A 16,041-nucleotide genomic window follows, 5' to 3' on the forward strand; every position below is an offset into this window, starting at 1 on the left:
CGGAGCCGCAGACGCCGTGGGCGCAGGAGCGGCGGAAGGACAGCGAACCGTCGTTGTCCCACTTGACCTTGTGCAGGGCGTCCAGCACACGGTCGGTGCCGTACATGGTGACGGTCCATTCGTCCCAGTAGGCGTCCTCGGTGGTCTCGGGCAGGTAGCGGCGGACCTTGAGGGTGACGTCGAAGCTCGGGATCTCACCGGATCCGCCGCCCTGGGCGCCGAGATCGACCTTCGAGGGTCCTTCTGCGGGTTCGGTTGCAGTGGTGCTCATCAGTACTTACGCTCCATCGGCTGGTAACGGGTGACAACGACCGGCTTGGTCTCGGAACGGATGCCCTTGACCCCCTCCATCTCGGAGTTCGGGTCCCGGTAGAGCATGGAGTGGGTCATCCAGTTCTCGTCGTCACGGTCCGGGTAGTCCTCGCGGTAGTGGCCGCCGCGGGATTCCTTGCGGTGCAGGGCTGCCACGGTCATGGCCTCCGCCATGTCCAGCAGGTAGCCCAGCTCCAGGCCCTCCAGGAGGTCCAGGTTGAACCGCTTGCCCTTGTCCTGCACGGAGACCTGCTCATAGCGTGCGCGCAGGGACTCGATCTCGGCCAGGGCACGGCGGATCGACTCGTCGGTGCGGAACACCTGCATGTCCGCGTCCATGACGTCCTGCAGGCGTGCCCGCAGCTCGGCCACACGCTCGGTACCGGTGGCGGAGCGCAGGTGCTCGATGTGCTCGACGGTCGCGGCCTCGCCGTTCTCCGGCAGCTCTACGAAATCGGCGGTGGCGGCGTACTCGGCGGCGTAGATGCCGGCACGGCGGCCGAAGACGTTGATGTCCAGCAGCGAGTTGGTGCCGAGGCGGTTGGAGCCGTGCACGGAGACACAGGCGACCTCGCCGGCGGCGTAGAGGCCCGGGACCACGGTGTCGTTGTCCTGCAGCACCTCGGCCTTGATGTTGGTCGGGATGCCGCCCATCACGTAGTGGCACGTCGGGAAGACCGGCACCGGCTCGGTGTAGGGCTCCACACCGAGGTAGGTGCGCGCGAACTCCGTGATGTCCGGGAGCTTGGCGTCGATGTGCGCCGGTTCCAGGTGCGTCAGGTCGAGCAGGACGTAGTCCTTGTTCGGGCCGCAGCCGCGGCCCTGACGGACCTCCTCGGCCATGGACCGGGCCACGATGTCACGCGGTGCCAGATCCTTGATGGTCGGGGCGTAGCGCTCCATGAAGCGCTCACCGTCCGAGTTGCGCAGGATGCCGCCCTCGCCGCGGGCGGCCTCGGAGAGGAGAATGCCCAGGCCGGCCAGTCCGGTCGGGTGGAACTGGATGAACTCCATGTCCTCCAGCGGCAGGCCGTTGCGGTAGGCGATGGCCATGCCGTCACCGGTCAGGGTGTGGGCGTTGGAGGTGGTCTTGAAGACCTTGCCCGCGCCGCCGGTGGCGAAGACCACGGACTTGGCCTGGAAGACGTGCAATTCGCCCGTGGCCAGCTCGTAGGAGACGACGCCGGCCACGCGCTTCTGCGTGAAGGACGTCCCGTCCGGGCGGATGCCCGGCTCGTCCACCATCAGCAGGTCGAGCACGTAGAACTCGTTGTAGAACTCGACGTCGTGCTTGACGCAGTTCTGGTAGAGCGTCTGGAGGATCATGTGGCCGGTGCGGTCGGCCGCATAGCAGGCGCGGCGGACCGGGGCCTTGCCGTGGTCGCGCGTGTGGCCGCCGAAGCGACGCTGGTCGATCCGCCCCTCCGGGGTGCGGTTGAAGGGCAGGCCCATCTTCTCCAGATCGAGCACCGCGTCGATGGCCTCCTTGGCCATGACCTCGGCGGCGTCCTGGTCCACCAGGTAGTCGCCGCCCTTGACGGTGTCAAAGGTGTGCCACTCCCAGTTGTCCTCTTCGACATTGGCCAGGGCGGCACACATGCCCCCCTGGGCCGCACCCGTGTGCGAACGGGTGGGGTAAAGCTTGGTCAGCACCGCTGTGCGGGCGCGCTGACCGGATTCGATCGCCGCGCGCATGCCGGCGCCGCCGGCACCGACAATCACGACGTCGTACTTGTGTACCTGCATTCGTTGAGTTCCTTCTGCTCGAGTACTCGAGAAAATTCAGTGGTTCAGTGGGGGTGCGTCAGGGCGTCAGAGGGTCTCGCAGAACGCGGGAGTGGACTCCAGCAGCATTCCGTCGGCGCCGACGAGGCATGGTTCGAAGGTGAAGATCACCAGGGTGCCGAGCACGATGATGACGGTGGTGGCCGCGTAGAGGACCATCTTCAGCCAGAACCGCACGCCGTCACGCTCGGCGTAGTCGTTGATGATGGTCCGGACGCCGTTGGTGCCGTGCAGCATGGCCAGCCACAGCAGAGCCAGGTCCCAAAACTGCCAGAACGGATCGGCCCACTTGCCGGCGACGAAGCCGAAGTCCAGGCCGTTGATGCCGTCCCCGACCATGAGGTTGGAGAAGAGGTGGACGAAGATCAGCACGACCAGGACCACGCCGGACAGGCGCATGAACAGCCAGGCGAGCATCTCGAAATTGCCGCTCTTGGCCTTGTCCCGGGTGTACTTCGGGTCAATGCGCCCCGTGCGGGGGGCTGCGATTGTGGATTCAACGGTGGCGCTCATGGCTCAGTGACCTCCGAGGGCAAGCATCAGGTGGCGGATGGCGAAGGCGCCCACGGTGATGACGGAAAGGACCACCACGGCCCACAGCATCTTCTTGTGGTGCTTGGTCCCGCCCTTCCAGAAGTCCACGAGGATGATCCGCAGGCCGTTGAAGGCGTGGTAGACGATGGCGGCCACGAGGCCGACCTCTCCGACGGCCATCAGCGGGTTCTTGTAGGTGCCGAGCACCGCGTTGTAGGCCTCCGGCGAGACCCTCACCAGCGAGGTGTCCAGCACGTGGACCAGCAGGAAGAAGAAAATGGCGACGCCGGTGATCCGGTGGATGACCCACGACCACTGACCTTCATTGCCGCGATAGAGGGTCCCACGGCCGGACTTCGCCGGGGCCTGCGCTGATGTCGCAGTAGACACTGTTTTACCTCCCAGGGATTGCAAGGGCGCCTGTGCCACGTCCGATGGGCACAAAGGGAACGCCGGTGCGAGTGCATTCCTCCACGACAGACTAGTACTTCTTGACGTTATGTTCCCTATTGTTGACCCGCCTGGTTCCCGGTGTGGCACGGGTCACGGGGGCGAGGCGGACCCGGGCCGCGGTACACCGGTCACCTATGCTGTCCGGTGTGACGACTGACCCTGAACTGGACGGCCTTGCCGCCGTGGACCTCTCTGACACCCCGGGACTGGATCGCTTCTACGGAGTGATTCCCGCCGGTGGCGTGGGGACGCGGCTGTGGCCGCTCTCGCGGGCTGCCGCGCCGAAGTTCCTGCATGACCTGACGGGCTCGGGACAGACCCTGATCCGGGCCACCTATGATCGCCTGGCCGTGCTGGCCGGGGACCGGGTGATGGTGGTCACCGGCGAGGCCCACGAGGGCGCCGTGCGGGAGCAGTTGCCGGATCTGGCCTCCGAGGACACCGTGCTCGAGCCGGAGCCGAAGGACTCGGCGGCGGCCATCGGGCTGGCCGCGGCCATCCTGTTCGAGCGGGATCCACAGACCATCATGGGCTCCTTCGCCGCGGACCAGGTGATCGGCCCGGTAGAGGAGTTCCAGGAGGCCGTGGCGGAGGCGGTCGCGACCGCGGCCACCGGAAAGATCGTGACGATCGGCATCAAGCCGACACATCCGGCGACCGGGTTCGGGTACATCCGGCAGGGCGAGGCCCTGGCCGTGGAGGGCGCGCCCCATGCCATGGGGGTGGCGGCGTTCGTGGAGAAGCCGGCCGAGGCGGTGGCGCAGGAGTACGTCGCCTCGGGGGAGTACCTGTGGAACGCGGGGATGTTTGTGGCCCCGGTGTCGTTGATGCTGCACCATCTGGCGGCCAACGAGCCGGAGCTGCATGCCGGCGTCGTTCAGATCGCGAAGGCGTGGGGCACGGATGCCCAGGCGGAGACCATGGCCCGGGTCTGGCCCGGGCTGAAGAAGACCGCGGTGGACTATGCGGTGGCTGAACCGGCTGCCGCGGCGGGGGATGTGGCCGTGATCCCGGGTGGGTTCACGTGGGACGATGTGGGCGATTTCGCCGCGATCGCCCGGCTGAATCCGGCCAAGCGGGCCTCGGGCATCACGGTGATCGGGGAGACGCCGCGGGTGTACTCGTCCAAGGCCTCCGGTGTGGTGGTGACCGATACCGCGCGGGTGATCGCGTTGATCGGCGTCGAGGACATCGTGGTCGTGGACACCCCGGACGCGCTGCTGGTCACCACCACGGAGCACGCCCAGTCCGTCAAGCAGGCCGTCGAGTCCCTCAAGGCCCACGGCGACGACGACGTCCTCTGAGCCGGAGGAGCCCCGGTAGCATCACTGGGATGAACGACAGCCAGGGTTCCACCGGCGCCCGTCCCGTCCTCGACGATCCCGGACTGCCGTGGGTGACCCCCCTGGTCCAGCGGCTCGAGCCCTCGGTCGTGGAATTCCGCCGGGACATCCACGCGCATCCGGAACTGTCCTATGACGAGCACCGGACCACGGAACGGATCCTGCAGACCCTGACCGAGGCCGGGCTCGCGCCGGTCAAACTCGAGGACACCGGCGCCTACGTGGACATCGGCGAGGGGCCGATCGTGCTGGGCCTGCGCGCGGACATCGACGCCCTGCCCCTCTCGGAGCTGACCGGACTGGACTATGCCTCCCGGAACCCGGGCGTGGCGCATGCGTGCGGCCATGACGTCCACACGGCCGTCATGCTCGGCACCGCGCTCGCCCTGCACCGGGTGATCACGCGCACCGCCGGGGAACTCGGCCAGCCGGAGCTCGACGCCGTCGGGGGACCCGACGGCGTGACCGGCCGCATCCGCATCATCTTCCAGCCCGCCGAGGAGCGGTTGCCCGGTGGGTCCCTGTCCGTGATCCGGCAGGGCACGCTGGAGGGGATCCCGCGGATCCTGGCGGCGCACTGCGAGCCCCGGTTCGACGTCGGCACGATCGGCACGCGGATCGGCGCCATCACCTCGGCGGCCGACACCATCAAGATCAGCCTGTCCGGCCGCGGTGGCCACACCTCCCGGCCGCACCTGACGGAGGACCTCGTCTATGCGTTGTCCACGATCGCCGTCCAGGTCCCGGCGGTGCTGAACCGGCGGATCGACGTCCGCTCGGCCGTCTCCGTGGTGTGGGGCCAGATCAATGCGGGCGCGGCACCCAACGCCATCCCCGGGTCCGGCTACCTCGCGGGCACCATGCGCTGCCTGGACGCCGAGGTGTGGGAATCGGCCGGGGACCTGCTGGACGACGTGGTCCAGCAGATCGCCCAGCCCTTCGGGGTGAAGGTCCACCTCGAGCACATCCGCGGGGTGCCGCCGGTGGTCAACACGGAGGCCGAGACCGACCTCATCGAGGACGCGGCGCGCTATGAGCTCGGGTCCCGGGCCATCCAGCTGACCCCGCAGTCCATGGGCGGGGAAGACTTCGCCTGGATGACCCAGCTGGTCCCCGGGGCCATGCTGCGCTTGGGGACGCGGACCCCGGGCGGCCCGGTCTATGACCTGCACATGGGCGACTTCGCGCCGGACGAGCGCGCGATCGGCGTCGGCATGCGTATCTTCACGGCGGCGGCGCTGCGGGCTCTGTCCGGAGTTCAGTAGGGCTCCACGGCGCGCGTGGTGCAGACGTTGCAGAAACGTAGCGCACATCTGAAGCGGTTCTTGCCAACTTTGGGTAAACTCCCGGGTAACTGTCCGTCTGAAGGGCGCGGACATCCGTGGAACGGATCGATCTCGACCCGTCCGGGCCTGGGCCGACATCACCGGCTCGCGGCCGGATCCCCACGTTCCAGCCCCCACCCTCGCACCAAAGGATCACCATGGGCATTGCATCCCCCCTGTCTCGTAAGGCACTCCTGCCGGTCGCCATGCTCGGCATGTCCGGCCTGCTGCTGGCCGGCTGCGGCGCCGCTCCGGAAGAGGACGGCGCCACCGCTGGTTCTGATGCGCCGGCCGTCGGCACCGACAACTCCGACTACACCGGCTGCATCGTCTCCGACCAGGGCGGCTTCGACGACCGCTCCTTCAACCAGTCCTCCCACGACGGCCTGATGGCCGCCGAGGAGGAGTTCGGCATCTCCACCAACGAGGCGGAGTCCACCTCCCCGTCCGACTTCACCCCGAACATCACGTCCATGCTGCAGGCGAACTGCGACATGGTCATCGGCGTCGGGTTCCTGCTCGGCGACACGATGAAGCCGATCGCCAACGACAACCCCGAGACCCACTTCATGGGCGTGGACGTCACCGATCCCGAGTTCCCGGATAACGTCAAGCGCCTGATCTATGACACGGCGCAGGGCTCCTTCATGGCCGGCTACCTCGCCGCCGGCACGTCCGAGACCGGCAAGGTCGCCACCTACGGCGGCGCGGAGATCCCGACCGTGACGATCTTCATGGACGGCTTCGCCGCCGGGGTCGAGTACTACAACGAGCAGAAGGACGCCGAGGTCGAGGTGCTGGGCTGGAACCGCGAGGCCAAGACCGGCTCCTTCACCGGCGACTTCGAGAACCAGGCCGCCGGCAAGACCAATACCACCAACTTCATCAACGAGGGCGCGGACATCATCATGCCCGTGGCCGGGCCGGTGGGTCTGGGCACCCTCGATGCTGTGACGGAGGCGAATGCCGGCGGCAAGGAGGCCAAGGTCATCTGGGTCGACTCCGACGGCTACGAGACCACCGAGCAGGGCGACGTCATCCTCACCTCCGTGGTGAAGCTGATGGGCCAGGCCGTGCAGGACGTCATCGAGGCCGACCTGGCGGATGAGTTCGACGGTGAGCCCTACGTGGGCACGCTGGAGAACGGCGGCGTGGCACTGGCCCCGTTCCATGACTTCGACGCCGAGGTCTCCGATGAGATGAAGGCCGAACTCGAGGAGATCAAGGCCGGCATCATCGACGGCTCCATCGAGGTCGACTCGGACTACTCGCCCGAGGTCTGATCACCACGGTGGCCCATGATGGTGGGGGGGGCCGCCCCACCGTCATGTCCGCCCTGAAGACCCTGAGATGATGTCCTGCGAGATCGCCCGGGGGACCTGCATCATGGAGGGAATGACAATGATCCGAAGCAATGGCCTGTCCCGGGCCAGAATGGCTGGAGCACGGTGAAACTCGAATTACGCGGCATCACCAAGAAATTCGGGGCCTTCACGGCCAATGACTCGATCGACCTGACGGTGGAGTCCGGCCAGGTCCACTCCCTGCTGGGGGAGAACGGCGCGGGCAAGTCCACCCTGATGAACGTCCTGTTCGGCCTCTACGAGCCGACCGCCGGCGAGATTCTGGTGGACGGCCGTCCGGTGCGGTTCAGCGGTCCCGGTGAGGCGATGAGGGCCGGCATCGGCATGGTGCACCAGCACTTCATGCTGATCCCCGTGTTCACGGTGGCGGAGAACGTGGCCCTGGGCGACGAGCACACGCGTGCGGCCGGCATCCTGGACCTGGAGTCCACCCGCCGGAGGATCCGGGAGATCTCCGAGGAGTACGGCTTCCACGTGGACCCGGACGCCCGCATCGAGGACCTTCCCGTGGGCGTCCAGCAGCGCGTCGAGATCATCAAGGCACTCGTGCGCGACGCCCGCGTGCTGATCCTGGACGAGCCCACCGCCGTGCTCACCCCCCAGGAGACCGACGAGCTCCTGGACATCATCCGCCGGTTGCGGGACAACGGGACCGCGATCGTCTTCATCTCCCACAAGCTGCGCGAGGTCAAGGCCATCTCCACGGTGATCAGCGTGCTGCGTCGCGGCAGGATGGTCGGCACCGCGGACCCGGACGCGGACCAGTCCGAGCTGGCCGCCCTCATGGTCGGCCGTGCCGTGGGGCTGAACACCACGAAGTCCGCCCCGCAGCTGGGCGAGGAGACCTTCACGGTGTCCGACCTGACCGTCCTGAGCCCGGAGGGCGTCCGGCTGGTGGACCGCGTCTCCTTCGGCATCCGGCAGGGCGAGATCCTGGCCGTGGCCGGTGTGCAGGGCAACGGGCAGACCGAGCTCACCGAGGCCATCATGGGCCTGCAGAAGGCCCAGGGATCCATCCGGCTGGACGGCGAGGAGATCCTCGGCCGCACCACCAAGCAAGTCATCCGGGCCGGCGTCGGGTATGTACCGGAGGACCGCTCCACCGACGGTCTGGTCGGGTCCTTCTCCGTGGCCGAGAACCTCGTGCTGAACCGCTTCGACCGGGCGCCGGTCGGCAACCGTTTCCAGCTGAACCCGGCGGTCATCCGGTCCCTCGCGGAGCAGCGCGTCGCGGAATTCGATGTCCGCACCCAGGGCGTGGACCTGCCTGTCGGAACCCTGTCGGGTGGCAACCAGCAGAAGGTCGTCATGGCCAGGGAACTGGTGGACGACCTCAAGCTCTTCATCGCCTCCCAGCCCACCCGCGGGGTCGACGTCGGCTCCATCGAGTTCCTGCACGACCGCATCATCCGCGAACGGGACTCGGGCACCCCGGTCATGATCGTCTCCACCGAACTCGATGAGGTCCTCGACCTGGCCGACCGCATCGCCGTGATGTACCACGGCCGGATCATCGGGATCGTGCCGGGGGACACCTCGCGTGACGACCTGGGCCTCATGATGGCCGGCATCACGCCGGGCACAGAACCGGGCACCACCCCGGAGACCAACCCGAAGGGAGTGACGGCATGAGCGCCGTGACCAGCGAGAGCACCCCGGCGCCCGCGCCCGGGCCCCAGGCCGGCGGGTCGGGCCGGAAGGGCGGTGATCCGCACGGGTTCTCGTTCCGGGACGTCCTGGCCGGCAACGGCACTGTCACCGTCCTGGCAATTTTCCTGTCCCTGGTCATCAGCGCCCTGCTGATCGTCCTGACGGACGAGGACGTCCTCGAAGCGGCCGGATACTTCTTCAGCCGCCCCCTGGACACCCTGACCGCCGCCTGGTCGGCCGTGGCCGCCGCCTATGCCGCCCTGTTCCGGGGCGCGATCTTCAACTACCGCGGGGACAGCTTCAGCGAGGGCATCTACCCGCTGATGGAATCGCTCACCGTGGCCACGCCGCTGATCATCATCTCGCTCGGCATCGCCATCTCGTTCCGCTCCGGCCTGTTCAACATCGGTGGCCAGGGGCAGATGATCTTCGGGGCCATGTTCGCCACCTGGTTCGGCGTCCACCTGCAGCTGCCGGCGGGTCTGCACCTGTTGCTGGTCCTGATCATGGGCATCCTCGGCGGTGCCCTGTGGGGTGCCGTGGTCGGTGTCCTCAAGGCGCTCACCGGTGCCCACGAGGTCATCCTGACCATCATGCTCAACTACGTGGCCATCCATCTCGTCACCTATTTCCTGTACACCCCCGTCCTTCAGCGGGAGGGCTCCACCAACCCGGTCTCCGACTTCCTTCCGTCGTCGGCGGTGTTCCCGTTGATGTTCGGTGACAGCTTCCGCCTGAACTGGGGCTTCGTCGTCGCCCTCGTGGCCACCGTGTTCGCCTGGTGGCTCATGAAGCGCTCGTCCGTCGGCTTCCAACTGCGTGCCGTGGGTGCCAATCCCGACGCCGCCCGGACCGCTGGCGTATCCGTGAAGCGCATGTACGTGGTCGCCATGGCGACCTCCGGCGGCCTGGCCGGCCTGGCCGGCATGAGCCAGGTGTCCGGCACCGAGAAGATGCTCAACACGGACGTCGCCGGGTCCTTCGGCTTCGACGCCATCACGGTGGCCCTGCTGGGCCGCTCCAATCCGTGGGGCGTGTTCGCGGCCGGACTGCTGTTCGGCGCGTTGCGCGCCGGAGGCGTGACGATGCAGACCGAGACGGGCGTGCCGATCGACATCGTGCTCATCATCCAGTCGCTGATCGTCCTGTTCATCGCCGCCCCGCCGCTGGTGCGGATGATCTTCCGCCTGCCGGCACCCGGTGCCCTGCAGGCCCGCACCACCGCGGATCCGGTCACCCAGCCGGCCCTCGCCGGAGCAGTCGCGGCGACCACCGCGTCCGCCGACGGCCATGCGGCCCCGGCGGACTCGGCCACCATCGGCGACGCCGTGGGGGTGGCCGCCGGAGACGCGGGATCCCCTGATGCGGCAGACGCAGACCCCAGTACCACCACCCCGGCGGAAGGCGACCAGCGATGAGCACCACCGCGACCGTTCCCAGCGGCTCTGCCGGTCCCGCTCCAGCCGCCCCGGCGGCGGAGAGGCCCGCCACGGACATCGTCCGGCACTGGACCACGCCGATCGCGCTCGCGGTGCTGGCGGCGGTCTCCCTGGCCGTCTTCGCCCTGACCGCCTCGGGCAAGTCGGCCACGTTCCGCATCTCCACCGATGCCGACGCCATCCACATCCCGGACATCGTGGTCCCGACCATCGCCGCGGGCTGGACGATCACCCTCCTGCTCGCCGCCCTCGCCGTGTGGGGCTTCCTGCAGGTCCGCCGCTCCGGGACGGTCAGCGGCTGGGTCTCCGCCGTGTTCGCCGTCCTGTTCGTGGCGGGATTCCTGGTGTGGGTGGTCGGTGCGGCCAACACCACCACGGTGTTCCTCACCGGCCTGATCGCCGGCTCCGTGACCCTCGCGATCCCGCTGATCTTCGGTTCCATGGCCGGTGTGCTCTCGGAGCGGGCCGGCGTCGTGAACATCGCCATCGAGGGCCAGCTGCTGGCGGGCGCCTTCACGGCCGCCGTCACCGGCTCCGTGACCGGGTCGGTCTGGGCGGGCCTGGTGGCCGCCGTCGTGGCCGGCGTGCTGGTGTCCGTGCTGCTGGCGGTGTTCGCGATCCGCTACCTGGTCAACCAGATCATCGTGGGCGTGGTGCTCAACGTCCTGGTGGCCGGTCTGACCAGTTTCCTGTTCAGCACCGTGCTGTCCTCGAACTCCTCGGCACTGAACTCCCCGCCGCACTTCCCGAGCATCCGGATCCCGTTGTTGGCGGACATCCCGATCATCGGCCCCATCCTCTTCGACCAGACCGTCCTGGGCTATGGCATGTACCTGATCGTCATCGTCCTGTACATCGGGCTGTTCCACACGAAGTGGGGCTTGCGCGTGCGGGCCGTCGGCGAGCACCCCAAGGCCGCGGACACCGTGGGCATCAATGTGATCCGCACCCGGTACATCAACGTGCTGCTCGGCGGGGCGGTCGCCGGCATGGGCGGCGCCTTCTTCACGCTCGTGTCCTCCTCCTCCTTCTCGAAGGAGATGACCGCCGGCCAGGGGTTCATCGCCCTCGCCGCCGTGATCTTCGGGCGCTGGAACCCGATCGGGGCCTTCTTCGCGGCGCTCCTGTTCGGATTCACCACCAATATGCAGTACGTTCTGGCCATCCTGGGCACCCCGGTTCCCAGCCAGTTCATGGCGATGCTGCCCTACCTCGTCACCGTCCTGGTGGTGGCCGGGCTGGTCGGCCGGTCCCGGGGCCCGGCTGCTGCCGGGTCCCCCTACGTGAAGGAGTGAGCGTGGAACACCACCACCATGGGTCCGACGGGGCGTTCAGCGACCCGTTCGAGGACGACATCCCGCTGACCGCATCCCTGCCACGCATCACCGGCACCGGATCCGGCATCGACTGGCAGCGCCTGGAATCCACCGCCCGCGCCGCGATGACCCGGGCCTACGTGCCGTACTCCCGTTTTCCCGTGGGCGCCGCCGCCCTGGTGGACGACGGCCGCGTGGTGGCCGGCTGCAATATCGAGAACGCCTCCCTGGGCCTCACGCTCTGCGCCGAGTGCTCCCTGGTGTCCAACCTGCACATGACCGGAGGCGGCAGGATCGTGGCGTTCTACTGCGTCGACGGCAACGGTGAGGTCCTCATGCCGTGCGGCCGCTGCCGCCAGCTGCTCTATGAATTCCACGCCCCCGGCATGCGCCTCATGGGCCCGGACGGCGAACTGACCATGGACGAGGTCCTGCCGCAGGCCTTCGGACCAGCCGACATGACGCACCTGAGTGATGGTGCGGCGACCGATCACCTGGGAAGGACCCGATGACCCCGCAGCCCACCCCCACCGCACCCTCGGCCTCCGCGTCCCCGGCCGGCCACCCCGCCGAGCCGTTCGACGCGATCGAGGTGATCCGGGTCAAGCGGGATCGCCAGCGGCTCTCCGACGGGCAGATCGACTGGGTCGTGGACGCCTACACCCGCGGGGTGGTCGCGGACGAGCAGATGTCCGCCCTGGCCATGGCCATCCTGCTCAACGGCATGGACCGGCCGGAGATCGCCCGCTGGACGAACGCCATGATCGCCTCGGGCGAGCGGATGGACTTCTCCCAGCTGCGCGGGCCCGACGGCGGCGTCAAGCCGACCGCGGACAAGCACAGCACCGGCGGCGTGGGGGACAAGATTACCCTGCCGCTGGCACCGCTCGTCGCGGTGTACGGCGTGGCCGTGCCCCAGTTGTCCGGCCGCGGCCTCGGCCACACCGGCGGCACCCTGGACAAGCTCGAGGCGATCCCCGGCTGGCAGGCCAACCTGTCCAACGAGGCCATGCTGGACCAGCTCTCCTCCCTGGGCGCCGTCATCTGCGCGGCCGGGTCCGGGCTGGCCCCGGCGGACAAGAAGCTCTACGCGCTGCGGGACGTCACCGGCACTGTCGAGGCGATCCCGCTGATCGCCTCCTCCATCATGTCCAAGAAGATCGCCGAGGGCACGGGCACGCTGGTGCTGGACGTCAAGTGCGGCTCCGGCGCCTTCATGAAGACCGAGTCCGACGCCCTCGAACTCGCCCGGACCATGGTGGACCTGGGCCGGGACGCCGGGGTGAACACCTCCGCCCTGCTGACGGACATGGACACCCCACTCGGGCTGACCGCCGGCAACGCCATCGAGGTCGCCGAGTCGGTGGAGGTCCTCGCCGGCGGGGGGCCGGCCGACGTCGTGGAACTGACCGTGGAGCTGGCCCGGCGCATGCTGACTGGCGCGGGGGTCACCGGGGTGGACCCGGCCGAGGCCCTGGCCGACGGCCGCGCCATGGACGTGTGGCGCCGGATGATCTCCGCTCAGGGCGGGGACCACGATGCGCCCATGGCCACCGCCCGGGAATCCCATGTGGTCACCGCCGGCGAGTCGGGTGTGCTGACCCGCCTGGACGCCATGGCCGTGGGACTGGCCGCCTGGCGTCTCGGCGCTGGCCGGGCCCGCAAGGAGGACCCGGTCCAGGACGCCGCCGGGGTGCGGCTGCACGCCAAGCCGGGGGACACCGTGCAGGCCGGGCAACCCCTGCTCACCCTGCTGACAGACACCCCGGATCAGTTCGACCGTGCCCTGGCCGCGCTCGAGGGCGGCTACTCCATCGCCCCAGCGGGATCGGCGGAGGCCGGATCGTTCGTGCCGCGACCGCTCATCATCGACCGGATCGACTGAGGGCACCGCTGCGGCGGTCTCCGGGCATCCCGGGCACCGACCCTGAGCAGACCCTGAGAAGGCCCGGAACCGCCGAGAGGCGTGCGGTCCCGGGCCTGCCGTTCGCCTAGGCTGAACGAGTGCTCCAGATGATCGAAGAGATGGTCCTCCATGCCGCCGGGCAGTGGTGGATCCTGCTCGCGGTCTACCTGCTGTGCACGATCGACGGATTCTTCCCCGTGGTGCCCTCGGAGTCCGTGCTGGTGGCACTGGCCTCCATCTCCGGCACCGAGGACACCGTCTCCCTGTGGTGGGTCTGGCTGGTCGGCGCCCTCGGGGCCATCACCGGGGACCAGATCGCCTATGCCCTCGGCCGGGGGATCGGCATCACCCGGTTCCGGTGGATGCGCAGCCGCAGCGTGGTGCGCGCCGTGGCCACCGCGCGCACCGCCCTGGACGGTCACGGCGCGCTGGTGATCTGCACGGCCAGGTACATCCCGGGCGGACGGGTTGCGGTGAACTACACCGCCGGCGCCACCGGATACCCGCGGCTGAGGTTCACCCTGCTGGACATCTTCGCCGCGTTCCTCTGGTCGGGGTACTCGATCGGGATCGCACGGGCCACCGCCGGCTGGCTGGACAACACGCTGCTGCAGATCATCGTGGCGCTGGTCGCCGCCGCCGCCGTGGGCTGGGTGCTGGACCTCCTCCTGAAGAGGATCCTGCGCCGGCTGGCCGAGCGGAAGGAGGCGGCCGGCGAGGGACGGCGGGCAGAGGCCGCTACCGTAGACTCGCCACGTGACTGACGCGATCGAATTCTCCGCCCCCTCGCCCCTCGACGTCGATCTGGCAGCGTTGCCCAAGATCAGCCTCCACGACCACCTCGATGGGGGCCTGCGATCGGCCACCATCCTCGACCTCGCCGGCCAGATCGGCCACGACCTGCCCGCGGACACCGCCGACGCACTGGCGGAGTGGTTCGCCGAGTCCGCGAACGCCGGTACCCTCGAGCGCTACCTCGAGACCTTCGACCACACGATCGCCGTCATGCAGACGGCCGAGGGGCTGCAGCGCGTGGCCCGCGAGTTCGTGGAGGACCTGGTGGAGGACGGCATCGTCTATGCCGAGGTCCGCTGGGCCCCCGAACAGCACACCGCCGGCGGGCTGACCCTGGACCAGGCCGTCGAGGCGGTCCGGGCCGGACTCGACCAGGGCGTGGAGAACGCCGAGGCGGCGGGAACCCCGATCCGCGTCGGCCAGCTCATCACGGCCATGCGCCAGAACGACCGCTCCCAGGAGATCGCCGAGCTGGCCGTGCGCCACCGCGGTGCCGGCGGCTCCGGGGGATCCGTTGCCGTGGGCTTCGACATCGCCGGACCGGAGATCGGATTCTCGCCCTCGCGCTTCACCGAGGCCTTCACGTGGCTGGCCGGCCAGCATTTCCCGGCCACCGTCCATGCCGGTGAGTCGGACGGACTCGAGTCCATCAACGACGCCCTCGTCCACGGCCGTGCCCTGCGCCTCGGCCACGGCGTGCGGATCGCCGACGACATCACGGTGGAGTTCAACGCCGTGGACGAGAACGGTGAGCAGGTGGGCGAGGACAACGCCCTCGTGGACCTCGGCACCACGGCCGCCTGGGTCCGTGACCGCGGCATCGCCCTGGAGATCTGCCCGTCCTCCAACCTGCAGACCGGTGCCGTGGCGGCCTACGGCGGTACGGTCTCCACCCACCCGATCGACATGCTGGCCCAGCTGGGCTTCCGTGTGACCATCAACCCGGACAACCGCCTCATGAGCGGGGTCTCCCTCACCGACGAGCTGTATCTGATCGCGGAGGTCTTCAGCTACTCGCTGGAGGAGCTGCTGGACTTCCAGCTCAACGCCGCCGAGGCCGCCTTCCTGCCCCTCGAGGACCGCGAGGCCCTGGCCGAGCTGCTCGTCGAGGCCTGGGGCGAGGTCATCTCCAGCGGCGGGACCGGGGGCGGCCCGGTGCGCCTGGAGGCCCTCGACGACGAAGACGCGTGAGCGTCGCCGTCGACCGGCTCGTCTGGGTGGTCGGCCAGTTGCGGGAGCACTGCCCGTGGACGCGGCGGCTCACCCACGCCGTGCTGACCGAATACCTGATCGAGGAGGCCTACGAGGCCGTCGAGGTGATCGAGTCCGCGCCCCCGGCCGACTGGCCCGAGGGGCCGCTGGCCGACGGCACGTACGAGCAGCTGCGGCTCGAGATGGGGGACGTCCTCTTCCAGGTGGTCCTGCACGCGGCGATCGCCGAGGGGGTCGGCGGCTTCACCTTCGACGGCACGGCCCAGGCCATCACGGACAAGATGATCCGCCGCAACCCCCACGTCTTCCACCCGGACGGGACCCTGCGTGAGCCGCAGGACCTGGCGGCGGCGAACCTGGAGGACCTCGAGAAGAACTGGGAGCGCATCAAGCAGGCGGAACGCGCCGCCGGGGCGGCTCAGACGGATCCCGGAAGGCCGGGGCAGGGGCAGGGGCCCGACGCCGGCCCGCCGCCCGGCCCTGTCGCCTCGCCTGCCACCTCGCCTGTGGCCTTCGCCGAGGTCCCCGCCCACCTGCCCGCCCTGGCGGCCGCCGCGAAGGTCGTGGACCGGGCCGCCCGGCAGCCGGTGGACCCGCTGCCGGAACC

At 69.0% G+C, this 16,041-nt stretch carries 15 protein-coding genes; 11 read left to right on the forward strand and 4 right to left on the reverse strand.

The window, feature by feature from the left end:
* The 4 genes from RUH65_RS11880 to sdhC form a co-directional block, all read right to left on the reverse strand.
* Positions 1-271, reverse strand: a 271-nt coding sequence (locus RUH65_RS11880) for a 2Fe-2S iron-sulfur cluster-binding protein (protein WP_313817657.1), incomplete at its 3' end; no start/stop codon positions are given.
* Entirely contained in the window at positions 271-2,058 is a 1,788-nt protein-coding gene (sdhA, locus tag RUH65_RS11885; protein ID WP_313817658.1) for a succinate dehydrogenase flavoprotein subunit, read from the reverse strand. The genes sdhA and RUH65_RS11880, both read right to left, overlap by 1 nt.
* A 66-nt stretch (positions 2,059-2,124) precedes the next feature.
* A complete protein-coding gene (locus RUH65_RS11890) occupies positions 2,125-2,610 on the reverse strand; it encodes a succinate dehydrogenase hydrophobic membrane anchor subunit (protein ID WP_313817659.1) in 486 nt (161 codons plus the stop codon).
* Between the two features lie 3 nt (positions 2,611-2,613).
* The gene (gene sdhC, locus RUH65_RS11895) at positions 2,614-3,021 is read right to left on the reverse strand and encodes a succinate dehydrogenase, cytochrome b556 subunit (RefSeq protein WP_313817660.1); all 408 of its coding nucleotides are present in this window, start codon (positions 3,019-3,021) and stop codon (positions 2,614-2,616) included.
* Between the two features lie 209 nt (positions 3,022-3,230).
* On the opposite strand from sdhC, the gene RUH65_RS11900 reads away from it, so the two are divergent.
* The 11 genes from RUH65_RS11900 to RUH65_RS11950 form a co-directional block, all read left to right on the forward strand.
* Positions 3,231-4,388, forward strand: coding sequence for a mannose-1-phosphate guanylyltransferase (locus RUH65_RS11900; RefSeq protein ID WP_396180151.1), 1,158 nt, complete (start codon positions 3,231-3,233; stop codon positions 4,386-4,388).
* 29 nt (positions 4,389-4,417) lie between these two features.
* Positions 4,418-5,692, forward strand: a complete 1,275-nt coding sequence (locus RUH65_RS11905) for an amidohydrolase (protein WP_313817661.1) — start codon at positions 4,418-4,420, stop codon at positions 5,690-5,692.
* A gap of 218 nt (positions 5,693-5,910) precedes the next feature.
* On the forward strand, positions 5,911-7,035 hold the full coding sequence (locus RUH65_RS11910) for a BMP family ABC transporter substrate-binding protein (RefSeq protein WP_313817662.1): 1,125 nt from the start codon (positions 5,911-5,913) through the stop codon (positions 7,033-7,035).
* A 165-nt stretch (positions 7,036-7,200) separates the two neighbouring features.
* Positions 7,201-8,748, forward strand: coding sequence for an ABC transporter ATP-binding protein (locus RUH65_RS11915; protein ID WP_313817663.1), 1,548 nt, complete (start codon positions 7,201-7,203; stop codon positions 8,746-8,748).
* Positions 8,745-10,184 (forward strand): ABC transporter permease subunit, encoded by a 1,440-nt coding sequence (locus RUH65_RS11920; RefSeq protein ID WP_313817664.1) that lies wholly within the window; start codon positions 8,745-8,747, stop codon positions 10,182-10,184. Before RUH65_RS11915 ends, RUH65_RS11920 begins: the two co-directional genes overlap by 4 nt.
* Complete coding sequence (locus RUH65_RS11925) at positions 10,181-11,500, forward strand: ABC transporter permease (RefSeq protein ID WP_313817665.1); 1,320 nt, start codon at positions 10,181-10,183, stop codon at positions 11,498-11,500. Before RUH65_RS11920 ends, RUH65_RS11925 begins: the two co-directional genes overlap by 4 nt.
* Before the next feature lie 86 nt (positions 11,501-11,586).
* The gene (locus RUH65_RS11930) at positions 11,587-12,033 is read left to right on the forward strand and encodes a cytidine deaminase (protein ID WP_313817671.1); all 447 of its coding nucleotides are present in this window, start codon (positions 11,587-11,589) and stop codon (positions 12,031-12,033) included.
* Positions 12,030-13,406: a thymidine phosphorylase gene (locus RUH65_RS11935; protein ID WP_313817667.1), complete on the forward strand. Its 1,377-nt coding sequence runs from the start codon at positions 12,030-12,032 to the stop codon at positions 13,404-13,406. Before RUH65_RS11930 ends, RUH65_RS11935 begins: the two co-directional genes overlap by 4 nt.
* A 128-nt stretch (positions 13,407-13,534) precedes the next feature.
* Positions 13,535-14,191 carry a DedA family protein gene (locus RUH65_RS11940; RefSeq protein WP_313817672.1) on the forward strand — a complete coding sequence of 219 codons (657 nt, stop codon included), beginning with the start codon at positions 13,535-13,537 and terminating at the stop codon, positions 14,189-14,191.
* Positions 14,184-15,413, forward strand: coding sequence for an adenosine deaminase (locus RUH65_RS11945; protein ID WP_313817668.1), 1,230 nt, complete (start codon positions 14,184-14,186; stop codon positions 15,411-15,413). Before RUH65_RS11940 ends, RUH65_RS11945 begins: the two co-directional genes overlap by 8 nt.
* Positions 15,410-16,041, forward strand: a 632-nt coding sequence (locus RUH65_RS11950; RefSeq protein WP_313817669.1) for a MazG nucleotide pyrophosphohydrolase domain-containing protein, incomplete at its 3' end; no start/stop codon positions are given. The genes RUH65_RS11945 and RUH65_RS11950, both read left to right, overlap by 4 nt.

The sequence above is a fragment of the Citricoccus sp. genome (assembly GCF_032154715.1).
GTDB lineage: Bacteria > Actinomycetota > Actinomycetes > Actinomycetales > Micrococcaceae > Citricoccus.

Coding starts and splice junctions, on each gene's coding strand:
- RUH65_RS11940 (WP_313817672.1), top strand. CDS start 13,535: ATGATCGAAGAGATGGTCCTCCATGCCGCCGGGCAGTGGTGGATCCTG.
- RUH65_RS11905 (WP_313817661.1), top strand. CDS start 4,418: ATGAACGACAGCCAGGGTTCCACCGGCGCCCGTCCCGTCCTCGACGAT.
- sdhA (WP_313817658.1), bottom strand. CDS start 2,058: ATGCAGGTACACAAGTACGACGTCGTGATTGTCGGTGCCGGCGGCGCC.
- RUH65_RS11890 (WP_313817659.1), bottom strand. CDS start 2,610: ATGAGCGCCACCGTTGAATCCACAATCGCAGCCCCCCGCACGGGGCGC.
- RUH65_RS11925 (WP_313817665.1), top strand. CDS start 10,181: ATGAGCACCACCGCGACCGTTCCCAGCGGCTCTGCCGGTCCCGCTCCA.
- RUH65_RS11910 (WP_313817662.1), top strand. CDS start 5,911: ATGGGCATTGCATCCCCCCTGTCTCGTAAGGCACTCCTGCCGGTCGCC.
- RUH65_RS11935 (WP_313817667.1), top strand. CDS start 12,030: ATGACCCCGCAGCCCACCCCCACCGCACCCTCGGCCTCCGCGTCCCCG.
- RUH65_RS11920 (WP_313817664.1), top strand. CDS start 8,745: ATGAGCGCCGTGACCAGCGAGAGCACCCCGGCGCCCGCGCCCGGGCCC.